This window comes from Mycobacterium sp. pUA109 (genome assembly GCF_041287095.1).
Taxonomy (GTDB): domain Bacteria; phylum Actinomycetota; class Actinomycetes; order Mycobacteriales; family Mycobacteriaceae; genus Mycobacterium.
Map to the genome: position 1 here is coordinate 74,805 of NZ_JBGGKS010000023.1, position 16,850 is coordinate 91,654.

The 16,850-nt window shown below is 69.1% G+C and carries 16 protein-coding genes; 10 read left to right on the top strand and 6 right to left on the bottom strand.

Annotated features, from left to right (window positions below; all coding sequences use genetic code 11):
- Nucleotides 1-19: 19 nt before the first annotated feature.
- Complete coding sequence (locus ACAG26_RS22705; protein WP_370485331.1) at nt 20-964, bottom strand: asparaginase; 945 nt, start codon at nt 962-964, stop codon at nt 20-22.
- 140 nt (nt 965-1,104) lie between these two features.
- On the opposite strand from ACAG26_RS22705, the gene lspA reads away from it, so the two are divergent.
- Complete coding sequence (gene lspA / locus ACAG26_RS22710; protein WP_370485332.1) at nt 1,105-1,677, top strand: signal peptidase II; 573 nt, start codon at nt 1,105-1,107, stop codon at nt 1,675-1,677.
- Nucleotides 1,677-2,600, top strand: coding sequence for an RluA family pseudouridine synthase (locus ACAG26_RS22715; protein ID WP_370485333.1), 924 nt, complete (start codon nt 1,677-1,679; stop codon nt 2,598-2,600). The genes lspA and ACAG26_RS22715 overlap by 1 nt, the downstream gene beginning before the upstream one ends.
- A gap of 70 nt (nt 2,601-2,670) precedes the next feature.
- On the opposite strand, the gene ACAG26_RS22720 is transcribed toward ACAG26_RS22715, so the two are convergent.
- The gene (locus ACAG26_RS22720) at nt 2,671-3,432 is read right to left on the bottom strand and encodes a methyltransferase domain-containing protein (RefSeq protein ID WP_370485334.1); all 762 of its coding nucleotides are present in this window, start codon (nt 3,430-3,432) and stop codon (nt 2,671-2,673) included.
- A 168-nt stretch (nt 3,433-3,600) separates the two neighbouring features.
- Between ACAG26_RS22720 and dnaE the strand changes: the two genes are divergently transcribed.
- A complete protein-coding gene (gene dnaE, locus ACAG26_RS22725) occupies nt 3,601-7,140 on the top strand; it encodes a DNA polymerase III subunit alpha (protein ID WP_370485335.1) in 3,540 nt (1,179 codons plus the stop codon).
- A 10-nt stretch (nt 7,141-7,150) separates the two neighbouring features.
- Here the strand turns inward: dnaE and ACAG26_RS22730 are convergent, their stop codons facing one another.
- Both ACAG26_RS22730 and ACAG26_RS22735 read right to left on the bottom strand, forming a co-directional pair.
- The gene (locus ACAG26_RS22730; RefSeq protein WP_370485336.1) at nt 7,151-7,843 is read right to left on the bottom strand and encodes a fasciclin domain-containing protein; all 693 of its coding nucleotides are present in this window, start codon (nt 7,841-7,843) and stop codon (nt 7,151-7,153) included.
- A 132-nt stretch (nt 7,844-7,975) separates the two neighbouring features.
- Nucleotides 7,976-8,440, bottom strand: a complete 465-nt coding sequence (locus ACAG26_RS22735) for a PPOX class F420-dependent oxidoreductase (protein WP_370485337.1) — start codon at nt 8,438-8,440, stop codon at nt 7,976-7,978.
- A 58-nt stretch (nt 8,441-8,498) separates the two neighbouring features.
- On the opposite strand from ACAG26_RS22735, the gene ACAG26_RS22740 reads away from it, so the two are divergent.
- Complete coding sequence (locus tag ACAG26_RS22740; RefSeq protein WP_370485338.1) at nt 8,499-8,894, top strand: helix-turn-helix domain-containing protein; 396 nt, start codon at nt 8,499-8,501, stop codon at nt 8,892-8,894.
- Here the strand turns inward: ACAG26_RS22740 and ACAG26_RS22745 are convergent.
- On the bottom strand, nt 8,867-10,111 hold the full coding sequence (locus ACAG26_RS22745) for an amidohydrolase family protein (RefSeq protein ID WP_370485339.1): 1,245 nt from the start codon (nt 10,109-10,111) through the stop codon (nt 8,867-8,869). The two genes, ACAG26_RS22740 and ACAG26_RS22745, sit on opposite strands and share 28 nt — an antisense overlap.
- A 96-nt stretch (nt 10,112-10,207) precedes the next feature.
- Nucleotides 10,208-11,041, bottom strand: a complete 834-nt coding sequence (locus ACAG26_RS22750) for a class I SAM-dependent methyltransferase (RefSeq protein WP_370485340.1) — start codon at nt 11,039-11,041, stop codon at nt 10,208-10,210.
- 99 nt (nt 11,042-11,140) lie between these two features.
- Between ACAG26_RS22750 and ACAG26_RS22755 the strand changes: the two genes are divergently transcribed.
- The 6 genes from ACAG26_RS22755 (at nt 11,141) to ilvA (ending at nt 16,751) form a co-directional block, all read left to right on the top strand.
- Nucleotides 11,141-11,926, top strand: a complete 786-nt coding sequence (locus tag ACAG26_RS22755) for an enoyl-CoA hydratase/isomerase family protein (RefSeq protein WP_370485341.1) — start codon at nt 11,141-11,143, stop codon at nt 11,924-11,926.
- A gap of 23 nt (nt 11,927-11,949) precedes the next feature.
- Entirely contained in the window at nt 11,950-13,776 is a 1,827-nt protein-coding gene (gene fadD11, locus ACAG26_RS22760) for a fatty acid--CoA ligase FadD11 (RefSeq protein WP_370485342.1), read from the top strand.
- 62 nt (nt 13,777-13,838) lie between these two features.
- On the top strand, nt 13,839-14,324 hold the full coding sequence (locus ACAG26_RS22765; RefSeq protein ID WP_370485350.1) for a DUF488 family protein: 486 nt from the start codon (nt 13,839-13,841) through the stop codon (nt 14,322-14,324).
- An 80-nt stretch (nt 14,325-14,404) separates the two neighbouring features.
- Nucleotides 14,405-14,995: a hypothetical protein gene (locus ACAG26_RS22770; RefSeq protein ID WP_370485343.1), complete on the top strand. Its 591-nt coding sequence runs from the start codon at nt 14,405-14,407 to the stop codon at nt 14,993-14,995.
- A 9-nt stretch (nt 14,996-15,004) separates the two neighbouring features.
- Nucleotides 15,005-15,442 carry a nitroreductase family deazaflavin-dependent oxidoreductase gene (locus ACAG26_RS22775; protein ID WP_370485344.1) on the top strand — a complete coding sequence of 146 codons (438 nt, stop codon included), beginning with the start codon at nt 15,005-15,007 and terminating at the stop codon, nt 15,440-15,442.
- 28 nt (nt 15,443-15,470) lie between these two features.
- The gene (gene ilvA, locus ACAG26_RS22780; RefSeq protein ID WP_370485345.1) at nt 15,471-16,751 is read left to right on the top strand and encodes a threonine ammonia-lyase; all 1,281 of its coding nucleotides are present in this window, start codon (nt 15,471-15,473) and stop codon (nt 16,749-16,751) included.
- The last annotated feature ends 99 nt before the right edge of the window (nt 16,752-16,850 follow it).

Genomic DNA, 16,850 nt, shown 5'->3' on the forward strand with positions numbered 1-16,850 from the left:
CCGCAGGCCCGCTTTCACATCAGCACCACCGGTGAACGAGGTCGCCGAGCGGTTGCCCGGCCGCCAACGCGGCCATCACCAGCACCCGGGCCTGCGGCGGCCGCAGCCGGGGCACCATGACCGCGCCGGCGTCCACCAAGTCGCGGCCCGGACCATAGCCGGGGCTAACCCGGCCGCCGGGCACCCGAGTGGACACCGCGACCACCAGCCCGGCGGCGCAATGGCGACGCACCGCGTCGATGACGGCCGCCGGTGCGTTGCCGGCGCCCAACGCCTCCAGCACCACCCCGCGGGCACCGGCGGCGGCGCAGGCGTCCAGCGCCACCGCGTCGGCGCCGGCGTACAGCGCGACAATGTCCACCCGCGGCGGTGGGCCCAGGGCGCCCAGCTCGGGCCGGGTTTTCGCCCCGGTCAGGGTCAGTTGGCCCGCGGTGATGCGGCCGAGACGGTCCCCGACAAAACCGGTGAGATCCTCGGTGGTGGCCTTGGCCAGGCCCCACGGCTGCCACACCCGGCCGGCGAAACACACCAGCACCCCCAGGCCCGCGGCGGCCGGGCTGGCCGCCACGGTCAGCGCATCGGCCAGGTTGCCCGGGCCGTCGGGTTCGGGGGCGTCGGCGCTGCGCTGTGCGCCGGTGATCACCACCGGCGCCCGGCCGCGATAGCCGAGGTCCAGCCACAACGCCGTCTCCTCCAAGGTGTCGGTGCCGTGCGTGACGACGACCCCGTCGGCGCCGTCGTCCACCGCGGTCTGCACCGCCACCCGGATCCGCTCCCAATCGCCCGGCTCCAGTTGGGAACTGTCGAGTGCCAGCACGTCCACGACGTCGACGTCGAGACCGCCGACCCGCGGGGCCAGCCCGGCGACCAGGTCGGCGCCGCTGCGGGTGGGGCGTCGCACCCCGGCGTCATCGCTGCTGGTGGCGATCGTTCCGCCGGTAGTGACCACGGCAACGCGGCTCATGAGGAAAATCATGCCCGACCGGCCGGCGCGGCGTTGATCATGCACGCAGGGCTGTTCCCGGACCGATTTCACGGCCCGGTGTGCAATCTCAACGCCTACCTCAATGCCTAGCCACACCCCAGATAACGGATGATGGAGGAGTGACTGAGGAACCAACGGGCTCGACCGAGCCGGTGACAGCGACCGGGGCTGTCGACGAACCCGGCCCGGCGCCGCGACGACAGCTGCGCCTGTTGCTCTCGGTCGCGGCGGTGGTGTTGTCGCTCGACATCGTCACCAAGGTGCTCGCGGTCAAGCTGCTGACTCCGGGCCAGCCGGTGTCGATCATCGGCGACACGGTCACCTGGACCCTGGTCCGCAATTCCGGGGCGGCCTTCTCGATGGCCACCAGCTACACCTGGGTGTTGACGGTGATCGCCAGCGCCGTCGTGGGCGGCATTTTCTGGATGGGCCGCCGGCTGGTGTCCCCGTGGTGGGCGATCGGTCTGGGCATGATCCTCGGCGGCGCGATGGGCAACCTGGTCGACCGGTTCTTCCGCTCGCCGGGGCCGCTGCGCGGACACGTGGTCGACTTCTTGTCGATCGGCTGGTGGCCGGTGTTCAACGTCGCCGACCCGTCGGTGGTCGGTGGGGCCATCTTGCTGGTGGCGTTGTCGCTGTTCGGCTTCGACTTCGACAGCGTCGGGCGACGCCGGCTGGACGACCAATCCTGATGCCCGGCGACCGATCGATGCCCATCCCCGAAGGGCTGGCGGGCATGCGGGTGGACGCCGGGTTGGCGCGGCTGCTGGGGCTGTCGCGCACCGCCGCCGCGGCGCTGGCCGAAGACGGTGACGTCGAACTGGACGGGGTGCGGGCCGGTAAATCGGATCGGCTGGTCTCCGGCGCCTGGCTGCAGGTGCGGCTGCCCGACGCGCCGGCGCCGCTGGAGAACACGCCGGTCGAAATCGAGGGCATGACGGTGCTGTACTCCGACGACGACATCGTCGCGGTCGACAAGCCCGCGGGGGTGGCGGCCCACGCGTCGGTGGGGTGGTCGGGACCCACGGTGCTGGGCGGCTTAGCCGCCGCCGGCTACCGGATCACCACCTCGGGGATCCACGAGCGGCAGGGCATCGTGCACCGCCTCGACGTCGGCACCTCGGGGGTGATGGTGGTGGCGCTATCCGATCGCGCCTACACCGCGCTCAAGCGGGCGTTCAAGCAGCGCACCGTCGACAAGCGCTATCACGCTCTGGTGCAAGGACATCCGGACCCGTCCAGCGGCACCATCGACGCGCCGATCGGCCGGCACCGCAGCCACGACTGGAAGTTCGCGGTGACCGCCCACGGCCGGCACAGCCTCACCCACTACGACACCATCGAGGCGTTCGTCGCCGCCAGCCTGCTCGACGTCCACCTGGAAACCGGGCGCACGCACCAGATTCGGGTGCACTTCTCGGCGCTGCACCACCCGTGCTGCGGCGACCTGACCTACGGCGCCGACCCGAAACTGGCGAAAAAGCTGGGCTTGGAACGGCAATGGCTGCACGCCCGGTCGCTGGCCTTCGCCCACCCCGGCGATGGCCGGCAAATGGAGATCACCAGCCCGTACCCGGCCGACCTGCAACACGCGCTGGACGTCCTGCGCGCCTAGCCACGCCCACCGCCATTGACTCTGCGCTGACCACGGGGTCCACTCGGACTTCTGCCGGGTGGATGCAGAGTCAACGCGCCGGGAGGCGCGCCTCGAACAGCACCCTCGTGGTGTGCGCGACGAACGGTCCGTCGGCATGGATGCGGTCGTGCAGTTCGGCCAGCCGGTCGCGATAGCGCTCGACGGTGAAGCCGGGCACGATCCAGATCACCTTGCGCAGGAAATAGCTGACCGCGCCGACGTCGAAGAACTCCATGCGCAACCGCTCCATGCGCACGTCCACCACGTCCAGGCCGGCGGCTTTTGCCTGTGCGGTCTCAACGTCGGGGTGACGCTCGCCGCGTGCCGACCGCTGCGGGCCCAAGAAGTACTCGGCCAGTTCGATACCGGATGCCGGCCCAACGTGTTGGGCGAAGTAGCTGCCGCCCGGGCGCAGCACCCGCGCGATCTCGGTCCACCACAGCGCGTTGGGATGCCGGCTGGTGACCAGGTCGAACGCATCGTCGGTGAACGGCAGCGGCGGCTCGTCGCGGGTGGCGACCACCACCACCCCGCGCGGATGCAGCAGCGCGGTGGCGCGGGCCGCGTTCGGCGGCCAGGACTCGGTGGCGGCCATGGTGGGCGGGAACGGCTGCGCACCGGCCAGCACCTCGCCGCCGCCGGTCTGCAGGTCCACGGCGGCCGACACGCCGGCCAGCCGCTGGCGCAGCAGCCGCTGATAGCCCCACGACGGGCGCTGTTCGGTGGCCCGGCCATCCAGCCAGGAGAAGTCCCAGCCCTCGACCGGCGCCGCGGCGGCCTCGTCCAGCAGGTCGTCGAAGGTTCGAGCCATGGTTGCCATTGTCGATGAACCGCAACGCCGAGCGTGCACTGGCGGCGGAAATCCGCCGGAAATCTCGCCGTGGACGCACGTTCGGCGCCGCGCAGCACACCGGCCGCTGAGACACGGGCACCGACACGCCCGGACGGTGTCGGTCCACGGTCCTAGACTGGCGGTCCTATGGGATCTTCGTTCGTTCACCTGCATAACCACACCGAGTACTCGATGCTGGACGGCGCGGCGAAGATCACCCCGATGCTGGCCGAGGCGCAGCGGCTGGAGATGTCCGCGATCGGGATGACCGACCACGGAAACATGTTCGGGGCCAGCGAGTTCTACAACGCGGCCACCAAAGCCGGGATCACGCCGATCATCGGGGTGGAGGCCTATGTGGCGCCCGGTTCGCGTTTCGACACCCGACGCATCCAGTGGGGTGATCCCGGCCAGAAGAGCGACGACGTGTCCGGCTCCGGGGCCTACACCCACCTGACCATGGTCGCCGAGAACGCGACCGGGCTGCGTAACCTGTTCAAGCTGACCTCGCTGGCCTCCTTCGAGGGCCAGCTGGGCAAATGGGCGCGGATGGACGCCGAACTGGTCGCCGAACACGCCGAGGGCATCATCGCCACCACCGGCTGCCCGTCCGGGGAGGTGCAGACCCGGCTGCGGCTGGGCCACGACCGCGAGGCGCTGGAGTCGGCCGCCAAGTGGCGGGAGATCTTCGGGCCCGACAACTACTTCCTGGAGCTGATGGACCACGGGCTGTCCATCGAGCAGCGGGTGCGAGACGGCTTGCTGGAGATCGCGCGCAAGCTGGGCATTCCGCCGTTGGCCACCAACGACTGCCACTACGTCACCCGGGAGGCCGCCCACAGTCACGAGGCGCTGCTGTGCGTGCAGACCGGCAAGACGCTGTCGGACCCCAATCGGTTCAAGTTCGACGGCGACGGCTACTACCTGAAATCCGCCGCCGAGATGCGCGCCCTGTGGGACGACCAGGTCCCCGGCGCCTGCGACTCCACGTTGCTGATCGCCGAACGGGTGCAGCCCTACGCCGACGTGTGGGCACCGCGCGACCGGATGCCGGTATTCCCGGTTCCCGACGGCCACGACCAGGGGTCCTGGCTGCGCCACGAGGTGCGCGCGGGTCTGGAGCGCCGCTTTCCGGCGGGTGTGCCGACGGCCTACACCGAACGCGCCGACTACGAGATCGACGTCATTTGCGGCAAGGGGTTCCCGTCCTACTTCCTCATCGTGGCGGACCTGATCAACTACGCGCGGTCGATCAACATCCGGGTGGGCCCGGGCCGGGGTTCGGCGGCCGGTTCCCTGGTGGCCTATGCCCTGGGGATCACCAACATCGACCCGATCCCGCACGGGCTGCTGTTCGAGCGCTTCCTCAACCCGGAACGGCCGTCGGCGCCCGATATCGACATCGACTTCGACGACCGGCGGCGCGGTGAGATGGTCCGCTACGCCGCCGACAAGTGGGGCAGTGACCGGGTCGCCCAGGTGATCACCTTCGGCACCATTAAAACCAAGGCAGCGCTGAAGGATTCGGCGCGGGTGCACTACGGGCAGCCCGGGTTCGCGATCGCCGACCGGATCACCAAGGCGCTGCCACCGCCGATCATGGCCAAGGACATTCCGCTGTCGGGCATCACCGACCCGAATCACGAGCGGTACAAGGAAGCGGCCGAGGTCCGCGGCCTGATCGACACCGATCCCGACGTGCGCACCATCTACGAGACCGCGCGCGGCCTGGAGGGCCTGGTCCGCAACGCCGGCGTACACGCCTGCGCGGTGATCATGAGCTCCGAGCCGCTCATCGACGCCATCCCGCTGTGGAAACGGCCGCAAGACGGGGCGATCATCACCGGCTGGGACTACCCGTCGTGTGAAGAAATCGGCCTGCTGAAGATGGACTTCCTCGGGCTGCGCAACCTGACGATCATCGGCGACTGCCTGGAGAACATCAAAGCCAACCGGGGCATCGATCTGGATCTGGATTCGCTGCCGTTCGATGATCCGGCCACCTATGAGCTGCTGGGCCGCGGCGACACCCTGGGGGTGTTCCAGCTTGACGGTGGCCCCATGCGGGATCTGCTGCGCCGCATGCAACCCACCGAGTTCAACGACATCGTCGCGGTGCTGGCGCTGTATCGACCAGGCCCGATGGGCATGAACGCCCACAACGACTACGCGGACCGCAAGAACAACCGGCAGGCCATCAAACCCATCCATCCCGAGCTCGAAGAGCCGCTGCGCGAGATCCTGTCGGAAACCTACGGCCTGATCGTCTATCAAGAACAGATCATGTTCATCGCCCAGAAGGTCGCCTCGTACACGATGGGCAAGGCCGACGCGCTGCGCAAGGCGATGGGCAAGAAGAAGCTCGAAGTCTTGGAAGCCGAGTACAAGGGCTTCTACGAGGGGATGACGGCCAACGGATTCTCCGAGAAGGCCGTGAAAGCGTTGTGGGACACCATCCTTCCGTTCGCCGGTTACGCGTTCAACAAGTCGCACGCCGCGGGCTACGGGTTGGTGTCGTACTGGACGGCCTACCTGAAGGCCAATTACCCGGCCGAGTACATGGCCGGGCTGTTGACGTCGGTGGGGGACGACAAGGACAAGGCCGCGGTGTATCTGGCCGACTGCCGCCGACTGGGCATCACCGTGCTGCCGCCCGACGTCAACGAATCCGGCCTGAACTTCGCGTCGGTGGGCACCGACATCCGCTACGGGTTGGGCGCGGTGCGCAACGTCGGCGCCAACGTGGTCGGCTCGTTGATCGAGACCCGCACGCAGAAAGGCAAATTCACCGATTTCTCCGATTACCTGAACAAGGTCGACATCGCCGCCTGCAATAAGAAGGTCACCGAGTCGCTGATCAAAGCCGGAGCCTTCGACTCGCTGGGGCACCCCCGCAAGGGGCTGTTCCTGGTGCACACCGATGCGGTGGACTCGGTGCTGGGCACCAAGAAGGCCGAGGCGATGGGCCAGTTCGACCTGTTCGGCGGCGCCGACGGCGACGCTGCCGGCGCCGACGCGGTGTTCACCATCAAGGTGCCCGACGAGGAGTGGGAAGACAAACACAAACTCGCCCTGGAGCGGGAGATGCTGGGGCTGTACGTATCCGGGCATCCGCTCAACGGGATCGCGCACCTGCTGGCCACCCAGGTCGACACCGCCATCCCGGCGATCCTGGACGGCGACGTCGCCAACGACACCCAGGTACGGGTCGGGGGCATCCTGGCCTCGGTGAACCGGCGGGTCAACAAAAACGGAATGCCGTGGGCCTCAGCGCAGTTGGAGGACCTCACCGGTGGCATCGAGGTGATGTTCTTCCCGCACACCTACTCCGCCTACGGCGCCGAAATCGCCGACGACGCCGTGGTGTTGGTCAGCGCCAAGGTGGCGATCCGCGATGACCGGATCTCGTTGATCGCCAACGAACTGGTGGTGCCGGACTTCTCCGGCGCCCAGGCGGATCGGCCGCTGGCGGTCAGCCTGCCGACCCGGCAATGCACCCTGGACAAGGTGACCGCGCTCAAGCAGGTGCTGGCCCGGCATCCGGGTACCTCGCAGGTGCACCTGCGATTGATCAGCGGCGACCGGGTCACCGTGCTGGAGCTGGACTCCTCGCTGCGGGTCACGCCGTCCTCGGCGTTGATGGGTGACCTGAAGGCGCTGTTGGGGCCGGGCTGCCTGGGCGGCTAGCTCGGCTGGGTCAGCCGGCGGCCTGCTGACCGGCGGCGGGCAGCGATGCCGCCGCCGAGGTGGTGGTGGCCGCCGCGCCCGGCGGGGCGGGCGCCGCTGGCGCCTGCGCGGGATCCAGCACCTGATCGATGATGTAGATCCGCGCATCACTGGCCTGGATGCCGCCGCAGACGACCTTGGCGGTGTCGTTGACCACGATGTCGCCGCCCTTTCCGGTCACCTTGATCGGTGCGCCGTCCTGGGTGGGGCGCGTGCCGTGCACGTTGTCGGGCCCGAGCAGGCCGAGGAACACGTGGTAGTACCCGAACTTGGTCAACGCCTCCACGCTGGACGCCTTGAGCGCGTCGAATTGGCCGGGCTCCATGGCGGCGAACGCCGCGTTCGAGGGGGCGAACACCACGTACGGGCCGTTTTCGATCACCGGGACGATGTTGGCGTTGGGGTTGACGCCACCCGCGATCAGCGAGTTGAACGTCGAGATGTCGGGGATGCTGGCCAGCGCGGTGCCGACCGGGTGGTTGTTGAGGTCCTTCCAGTTCGGCACCGCCGACTTGAAGGCGTCACAGCCCGGCCCCTGCGGGTCGGGAATCTGCGCGGTCGGGGTGGGCTCCGGGTCCGCGGACGCGTTGATGGCGAGCGGCAGCGACGCCGCGACCGCGGCGACGGCGGCCGCCCCCAATGCCTTGCTGGCGCGAGTCTTCAATGTCGGCTCCTTCGTCAGGTTGCTTCGCATGTTAAGGGCAGCGATCACCCCACGGCAAAGGCGCACCGCGCCGCCGACACCGCTATCGGCGTGCTGACCTGCGCTTTTGCCGGTTCGCGAGGGGGTTGCGGGTCAGCGCGTTCGCGGGCCGGCGGGCGGTTCTAGCTCCACCCGGACAATGACGCTGTCGGGCCAGACCGTGCGGGTGCGGGCACGCCGCAGCTTGGCGCGGACGGACAGGTTTCGGTGCACGTTGGTCACGCCCGGGATCTTGATCAGCGGCACGATATTCCACTGCCAGCCGTACCGGTCGTGCAGGACCCGGTTGGCGCGCTGGGCCGCGGGTCCCGACAGCATGCTGGCCCGGCCCGGGTAGCTTTTCGCGCCCCGACGGACCCGGCCCTGGTAGTCGCAGGCGGTCACCTCCACCTCGGGTCGGCGCGCCAGGCGCCGCGTCTTGGGGCCCACCTTGGTGCGGAATAGCACCGCGTTCCCGTCCAGCGCGAACCAGATCGGGGTGTCCACGGGTGTGCCGTCGCCGCGGAAGGACCGCAGCAGGGCGTAGCGGGCGTCGGGCAGCGTTTCCAGTGGGCGCATTGCCCCAGGAAACAACTTAGAGTTGACTCTAAGTCAAGTCTTGATCGGGGAGCGTGTGATGCCTGCAGGCCTGACCATCGGCGAAGTCGCCTACCGGACCGGGGTCGCGGCGACCACGTTGCGCTACTACGAGCAGATCGGCCTGGTCCCGCCACCGGCCCGGGTGGGCGGCCAGCGCCGGTACGACGACGCGGTCCTGACCCGCCTCGAGGTGATCGGGCTGTGCAAGACCGCCGGGTTCGCGCTGGACGAGATCCAGCTGCTGTTCGCCGATGACGTGCCCGGCCGACCCGCCAGCCGGGCGCTCGCGCAGGCCAAACTCGCCGAGATCGACGCCCAGATGCGGTCACTGGCCCGGGCCAGGGCCGTCATCGAATGGGGGATGCGCTGCACCTGCCCCTCGATCGATAACTGCACCTGCGGCATTCACACGACCGTCCCCGGGCGTTCGTAGACCACACCGGCCTTCATCACGAAGTCGACCCGGCCGGTGACCTCAATATCGGCGAACGGGTCGCCGGGCATGGCGATCAGGTCGGCGAGCTTGCCCTCGGCGATCACGCCGACGTCGGGCAGCTGCAGCAAGTCGGCGGCCGTACTGGTGGCGGCCTGCAGGGCGCGCAGCGGGGTGATGCCGGTGGACACCATCATCGGGAACTCCCGCCAATTTTCCTGATGCGGGAACATGCCCGCGTCGGTGCCGAACGCGATCCGCACCGCGCTGGCGGCCAGCCGGTCGGCGGCGTCCAACAGCCCGGCGCGGTGTTTGTCCACCTTGCGCCGCACGTAGTCGGGCACCGCGGCCCACAGTGGATCGTCGTCGGCGCGCCGGGCGCCGGACAGGATCGCGTACTGCGTCGGCACCAGGAATACGTCGGCGTCCTCCATCAGGCGCAACGTCTCGGCCGAAGCGAGGTTGCCGTGCTCAATGCTGCGTACCCCGGCCCGCACCGCGCGTTGGATCCCTTCGTCGCCGTAGCTGTGCGGGGTGGCCGGGACACCCAGGTCGGCCGCCGTGGCGACCAGCGCGTCCATCTCCTCCTGGCTGTAGGTGGCCTGCCCGGGATCGTCGGAGGGTGAGGCGAAGCCCCCGGTTGCGGCGAATTTGATCCAGTCGGCGCCGGCGCGGATCTCCTGGCGCACCCGGGTGCGGATCTCGTCGCAGCCGTCGGCCGCCGCGAGTTCCAGCGGACGCGACGGGTCCTGATATTGGCCGGCCAGGAATCCGCTGAAGTCGCCGTGGCCACCGCGCGCGGAAATCATGTGTGGCGCAACCAGTATCCGCGGACCCTCGATGAGGCCGGCCGCCACCGCGTCGCGCAGATCGACCGTCGGATAGTCGAGGTCCCCGCAGCCCAGGTCGCGGATCGTGGTGAACCCGTTGCGCAGCAGGGCCCGCAGCACCGGCAGCGCCTTCAAGGCCTTGGCGGTACTGGAGTCGACCGCCAGCGCCGCGCTGACCGGTGGGATCACCGCGATGTGGGTGTGGCAGTCGATGAATCCCGGTGTCAGCGTGTGCCCGGACAGGTCGATGCTCGCGGCGCCCGCGGGTGTCTCGATGCTGTCACCGATCCGCTGGATCCGGCCGTCGGCGACCAGCACCTGCCGGGGTCGGGCCCGGTCCGCGAGCCCGTCCCAGACGTCGGCGCCCGTGATCAGAGTCGTTGCCATCGTCGTCGCCTTTCCGACCTCGAGATCCACGCTAGCGCGGAAAACGTCGAGTACCGATCACGTTGGCGTCGATCTCGGCGTGCGAGCCGGTGTCCGTTAGAACGCGTAGCGCAGGATCCGCGCCTTGCGGGCCGACGCCGTGAACCGACCGGACACCTTGGTGCCCACCCGCACCCAGCCCGGGAACAGCTCCACCTCGGGCGCATGCGCCAGGCTGGCCTCCTCGACCAGCGACAGCCGCGGATTCCAGGTCCGCGGATGGTGAGCATCCTTGAACCCGGGATAACCCCACTGGCTGCCGACCGCGCTGAACATCTTCTGCGGGGCCAGCTTGATCGCCACCCGGCTACCCCAGCCGATCCGCCCGTAATCGTTGAACGCCAGCTCACCGGACGCGAAATGGTCGGTGATATGGCGGAACAACCCGGCGATGACCGATTCGGGCAAGAACGCGAACAGCCCGTCGGCGACCACCATGGTGGGCCGGTCGGCCGGGATGGCGTCCGTCCAGTCATTGGCGGCCACCGACGCCGCCACCGAGTGCGCCCGCGCGGTGGCGGGCACCACCTGGTCGCGCAGCGCGATCACGCGCGGTAGGTCGACGCTGTACCAGTCGACGGTGGCCGGTGGGTTGACCCGCTGCATGCCGGTGTCCAGGCCCGCACCCAGGTCCACCACGACGGCGTCGGGATGGTGGCCGGTGAACGCGCGCACCCGGTCGTCGAGCATCTTGGCGCGCAACGCGGACTGGCACACCACGCTGGACACCACGCCCAGTCCGGCGAAGTCGTAGTCGATCTGGGCCACGATCTGGTCGGCCAGCGGGTCACCGAGTATCGGTCGCGGCCAGCGGCTGTCCAGGGCGCGGGCGTACTCGGTGAGAAACGCGGTTTGTTCGACCGGGGTGAAGTCGGTGACGGCGATCGGCATGTCGGCGAAGGTAGTCGACGCGGTGCATCACCGAGGCGGACTGAACAGACCACCGCAAACGTTCACCGCGGCGGTGGTGGCGCGGCTACCGTCGCAGGCATGGAGTTGCAGAAGGCGACCACCGTCGAGGTGGTGGCCGACGGTGCGCGCGGCGCGATCACGCTGAACCGGCCGGACAAGCTCAACCCGCTGAGCACACAGACGCTCCAAGAGCTGGTCGGCGCGGTCCGCTGGTTCGACGCCCGACCCGAGGTGAAGGTCGTGGTCGTCGCCGGCAACGGTCGGGCGTTTTCGGCCGGCGCGGACCTAGCCGCCTTCGTTGGCCCCGCCGCCGACGCCGCAGCCCTGCGGGAGGCGGCCGATGCGGGCCGACGCATGGCCGACGCCGTCGAGGCCATGCGAGCGGTGACGATTGCGCGACTGCACGGCCACTGCGTCGGCGGCGGGCTGGTGCTGGCCGCCGCCTGCGATCTGCGGGTGGCCGCCGACACCACCCGGTTCGCGATCCCCGAGGTCGATCTCGGCATTCCGCTGGCCTGGGGCGGCATCCCGCGGTTGGTGCGCGAGATCGGGCCGGCGCTGACCAAGGAGCTGGTGATGACCTGCCGTCCGTTCGGGGCCGACGAAGCCAAGGCGGCCGGGTTCCTCAACCGGGTGGTTTCCGCCACCGACCTCGATGACGCGGTGGAACGGCTTGTTGCGCAGCTGATCACCAAATCCGCGCTGACGTTGTCGGTGACCAAACGCCACACCAACGCGGTGACCGACGGTATGGTCGCGCCGGCGCGCAGCTGGAGCGACGCCGACGGTCTCGTCACGGCCGTGCACGACCCCGAGTCACGGGACGCCGCTACGGCGTATCTGCAGCGCGTCCGCCGCCGCTGAGCCATCGCGAGAGGAGAACCGAGATGACCCCATCCGACCCGCCGGCCACGCTGTGCGAGGCGTTTCAGCGCACCGCCGCGATCGACCCGGACGCGGTGGCATTGCGGACGGTGGGTGACACCCAGACGTTGACCTGGCGGCAGTATGCGGCGCAGGTGCGTCAGGTCGCGGCCGGGCTGGCGGGCTTGGGGGTCAGCCGCGGTGACACGGTGTCGCTGATGATGGCCAACCGGGTCGAGTTCTATCCGCTGGAGGTGGGGGCGCAACACGTCGGGGCCGCCTCGTTCTCGGTGTACAACACCCTGCCCGCCGAGCAGCTCAACTACTTGTTCACCAACGCCGGCACCCGGGTGGTGATCTGCGAGGAGCAGTACGTCGACCGGATCCGCGCCAGCGGCGCCGCCATCGAGCACATCGTGTGCATCGACGGCGCCCCGGACGGTGCGCTGTCGGTGGACGATCTGATCGCCGCGGGCGCACCCGATTTCGATTTCGACGCCACCTGGCGCGCGGTGCAACCCGACGACATCATCACACTGATCTACACGTCGGGCACCACCGGCAACCCCAAGGGCGTCGAGATGACGCACACCAACCTGCTTTTCGAAGCCAATGCGCTGAACGCGGTGCTGGGCGTCCAGTTCGGGGACCGCATCACCTCCTACCTGCCGTCGGCGCACATCGCCGACCGGGCGATGGCGTTGTACAACCAGGAGGTCTTCGGGGTTCAAGTCACCGTGGTTCCCGACGTGCGCGCGATCGCGGCGGCGCTGCCCGACGTGCGGCCCACCATCTGGGGTGCGGTGCCGCGGGTCTGGGAGAAGCTCAAGGCCGCAATCGAATTCGCGGCCGAAAACGAGCCCGACGAGGACCGCCGGCTGGCGTTGCAGTGGGCGCTGGCGATCGGCGCGAAACGGTCCGCAGCGCTGATCGCCGATCAACCGGTACCCGAGGACGTCGCCGCGGAATGGGTCACCGCCGACGAGCTGGTGTTGTCGAAGCTGCGGACCAAGCTGGGGCTGGACGAGCTGCGCTGGGCGGTGTCGGGGGCCGCGCCGATCCCCAAGGAAACGCTCGGCTTTTTCGCCGGGATCGGCGTCCCGATCTGCGAGGTGTGGGGGATGTCGGAGCTAAGCTGCGTGGCCTCCACCACCCACCCCCGGGAGGCACGCCTGGGCACGGTCGGCAAACTGCTGCCGGGGCTGGAGTCCCGGATCGCCGACGACGGCGAATTCCTGGTGCGCGGGCCGCTGGTGATGCGGGGGTACCGCAAGGATCCGGGCAAGACCGCCGAGGCGATCGACGCGGACGGGTGGCTGCACACCGGCGACATCCTGGAGCAAGACGGCGACGGCTACCTGCGGGTGGTCGACCGCAAGAAGGAGCTGATCATCAACGCCGCCGGTAAAAACATGTCGCCGGCCAATATCGAAAACGCCATCCTGGCGTCCTGCCCGCTGATCGGTGCGATGGTCACCATCGGCGACTCCCGCCCGTACAACACCGCGCTGATGGTGTTCGACGCGGACTCGGTCGGCCCCTACGCCGCCCGGCACGGCCTGTCCGACGCCTCACCGGCGGCGCTGGCCGCCGATCCCGCGGTGATCGCGCAGATCGCCGCCGGGGTGGCCGACGGCAACACCAAGCTGTCGCGGGTAGAGCAGGTCAAACGCTTCCGGGTGCTGCCGACCCTGTGGGAGCCGGGCGGCGACGAGGTGACCCTGACGATGAAACTCAAGCGACGACCGATTTCCGCGAAGTACGCCGCCGAGATCGAGGAACTCTACGCGGCCGAACCCGGTCCGCAGGTGCACGAGCCCAAGACCGCGGAGCCGACAGCGTCGGTGTAAGGGGAAAAACCACGACACCAACGGTTTTCACCTTCGGTCACGGCACCGCCGACGCCGCGCAGATCGCGTCGCCGCTGCGCGGGGCGGGTGTGGAGCAGCTGGTGGACGTGCGCACCGCCCCGGGCAGCCGGCGCAATCCGGACTCCGCCCGCGAAGCCATGGCGCGCTGGCTGCCCGAATCCGGGATCGGCTACCGGTGGGAACCCCGGTTGGGTGGCTGGCGCCGCGTGCAGGCCGACAGCCCCGACGTCGGGTTGCGCAACGATTCGTTTCGGGCTTACGCCGGGTACATGCGCAGCCCCGAGTTTCGGGCCGGCATCGATGACGTGCTGCAGGCCGCGGCCGAGCGGCAGATTGCGGTGATGTGCGCCGAGACGGTGTGGTGGCGCTGCCACCGCAAGCTGATCGCCGACTACCTCACCCTGGTCCGCGACGTCGAGGTGCGCCACCTCATGCACGACGGCAAACTGCGGCCGCACCGGCCGACGGCCGAAGCGCGCGTCGACGGTGATGTGTTGGTGTACGACGGGTTACCGTCGGCCACCTGATGACGGGACGGCGGGTGCTACTGTTCGGGCGCCCGCCCGGGGCTTGCTGGATCACCCTTCACCGCTCAAGGAGACACCCGATGCCGCTGCGTGCCCCCATCGCCGTCGGCCTGGCTGTGATCGCTGCGCTGACCCTCGCCGGGTGCTCCGGTAAGGCGGCGTCGTCCGCGATCCGCCACCTACACCCGGGCGCAGCGTCGGAGTCCGAGACCATGGATGCCGGCTACATCGGCGCCGGGTTCACGGCGATCGACACCAAGGTCGGTGCGCCCCACTATGGCGTGATCCAGGTGTCCATCAACCCGTCGTCGATCACCATGCAGGTGGTGGACCCCAACCAGCCGTCGAACGTCGATGAGTACGCGTACCGCCGCGGCACGGCAACCGTCGACAACCCGGTTCCGGTGGATCTGACCGGTAGCGAGCCGGGTGCGCTCGAACAGAACACCTTCCAGCGCACCGACCTGGATCCGGAGGTCATTGCCAAGGTCATCCAGTCCGCGCCGGAACAGTCGGGCATCGACCAGGCGGCGGCCTCCGGGGTGACCATCACCTACCCGCTGGTGGCGCGGCAGGACGACCAGCCCTACATTCAGGTCGACGTGAAGGGGCCGCGCGGCCACGCCAACCCTCGCTACAGCTTGCAGGGCGCCAAACTCGACCAGCAGTAAAGTGCGGGTATGCCACTTTCCGGAGAATATGCACCCAGCCCGTTGGATTGGTCCCGCGAACAAGCCGAGAAGTACATGGACTCCGGCGGTACCGATGGCACCGACATGCAGGGCAAGCCGGTCATCTTGCTGACCACGGTCGGGGCCAAGACCGGCAAACTGCGCAAGACCCCGCTGATGCGGGTCGAGCACGACGGCCAGTACGCGATCGTCGCGTCGCTGGGCGGCGCCCCGAAGAACCCGGTCTGGTACTACAACGTCAAGAAGAACCCGCGGGTGGAGTTACAGGACGGCACGGCCACCGGCGACTACGAGGCCCGCGAAGTCTTCGGGGACGAGAAGGCGGTGTGGTGGGAGCGCGCCGTCGCCGCCTACCCGGACTACGCCGATTACCAGACCAAGACCGATCGCCAAATTCCGGTGTTCGTCCTGACCCCTGTGCACTGAACTGCCAGGTGGATGGCACCATAAACCGGTGTCCGCCGAACCCCGTGAGACCCCGAACAGTGCGCCGCTGTCCGCGGCCGACATTGACGCGGCGGCCCAGCGGATCGCCGGGGTGGTCACGCCCACCCCGCTGCAGCTAAGCGATCGGCTCTCGGCGGCCACCGGCGCCACGGTCTATCTCAAACGGGAAGATCTGCAGTCGGTGCGGTCCTACAAGCTGCGCGGCGCCTACAACCTGCTGGTGCAGCTGTCCGAAGACGAGGTCGCTGCCGGCGTGGTGTGTTCTTCGGCGGGCAACCATGCGCAGGGCTTCGCCTACGCGTGCCGGTCGTTGGGCATCCACGGCCGGGTGTATGTGCCGGCTAAAACGCCCAAGCAGAAGCGGGACCGGATCCGCTACCACGGCGGGGAGTTCATCGAGCTGATCGTCGGCGGTGCCACCTACGACCTGGCGGCCGCGGCGGCCCTGGACGACGTCGCGCGCACCGGGGCCACCCTGGTGCCGCCCTACGATGACCTGCGCACCATGGCCGGGCAGGGCACCGTCGCCGTCGAACTGCTCGCCCAGCTCGACGAGGAACCCGACCTGGTGGTGGTCCCGGTCGGCGGTGGCGGGTGCATCGCCGGGATCACCACGTATCTGGCCGAGCGCACCGAGAACACCGCGGTGTTGGGCATCGAACCGGCCGGTGCCGCGGCGATGATGGCCGCCCTGGCCGCGGGCGAGCCGGTGACGCTGGACCACGTCGACCAGTTTGTCGATGGCGCGGCGGTGGCGCGGGCCGGCGCGCTGACCTATGCGGCGCTGGCCGCGGCCGGGGACATGGTGTCGGTGACCACCGTCGACGAGGGCGCGGTGTGCACCGCGATGCTCGACCTGTACCAGAACGAGGGCATCATCGCCGAGCCGGCCGGGGCGCTGTCGGTGGCCGGGCTGCTGGAATCCGACGTCGAGCCCGGATCCACCGTGGTCTGTTTGATCTCCGGCGGCAACAATGACGTCTCCCGCTACGGGGAGGTGCTGGAACGTTCGCTGGTGCACCTGGGGCTCAAGCACTACTTCCTGGTCGACTTCCCGCAGGAACCCGGCGCGCTGCGGCGGTTCCTCGACGAGGTGCTCGGCCCCAACGACGACATCACGCTGTTTGAGTACGTCAAGCGCAACAACCGGGAGACCGGGGAGGCGCTGGTCGGCGTGCAATTGGGGTCGGCCGCCGACCTCGACGGGCTGCTGGCCCGGATGGACGCGTCCGGGGTGCACGTCGAACGCCTGGAGCCGGGCTCCCCGGCTTACCGCTATCTGCTGTAACGGCTTGACGTCGCAGGCTTGTTGATGCGATGAAGGGGCGGGGCCTCCGCTCCCGTGACGTTCCCGGCGGATGCTGGGGGTGTCAGTAAACCAATCACG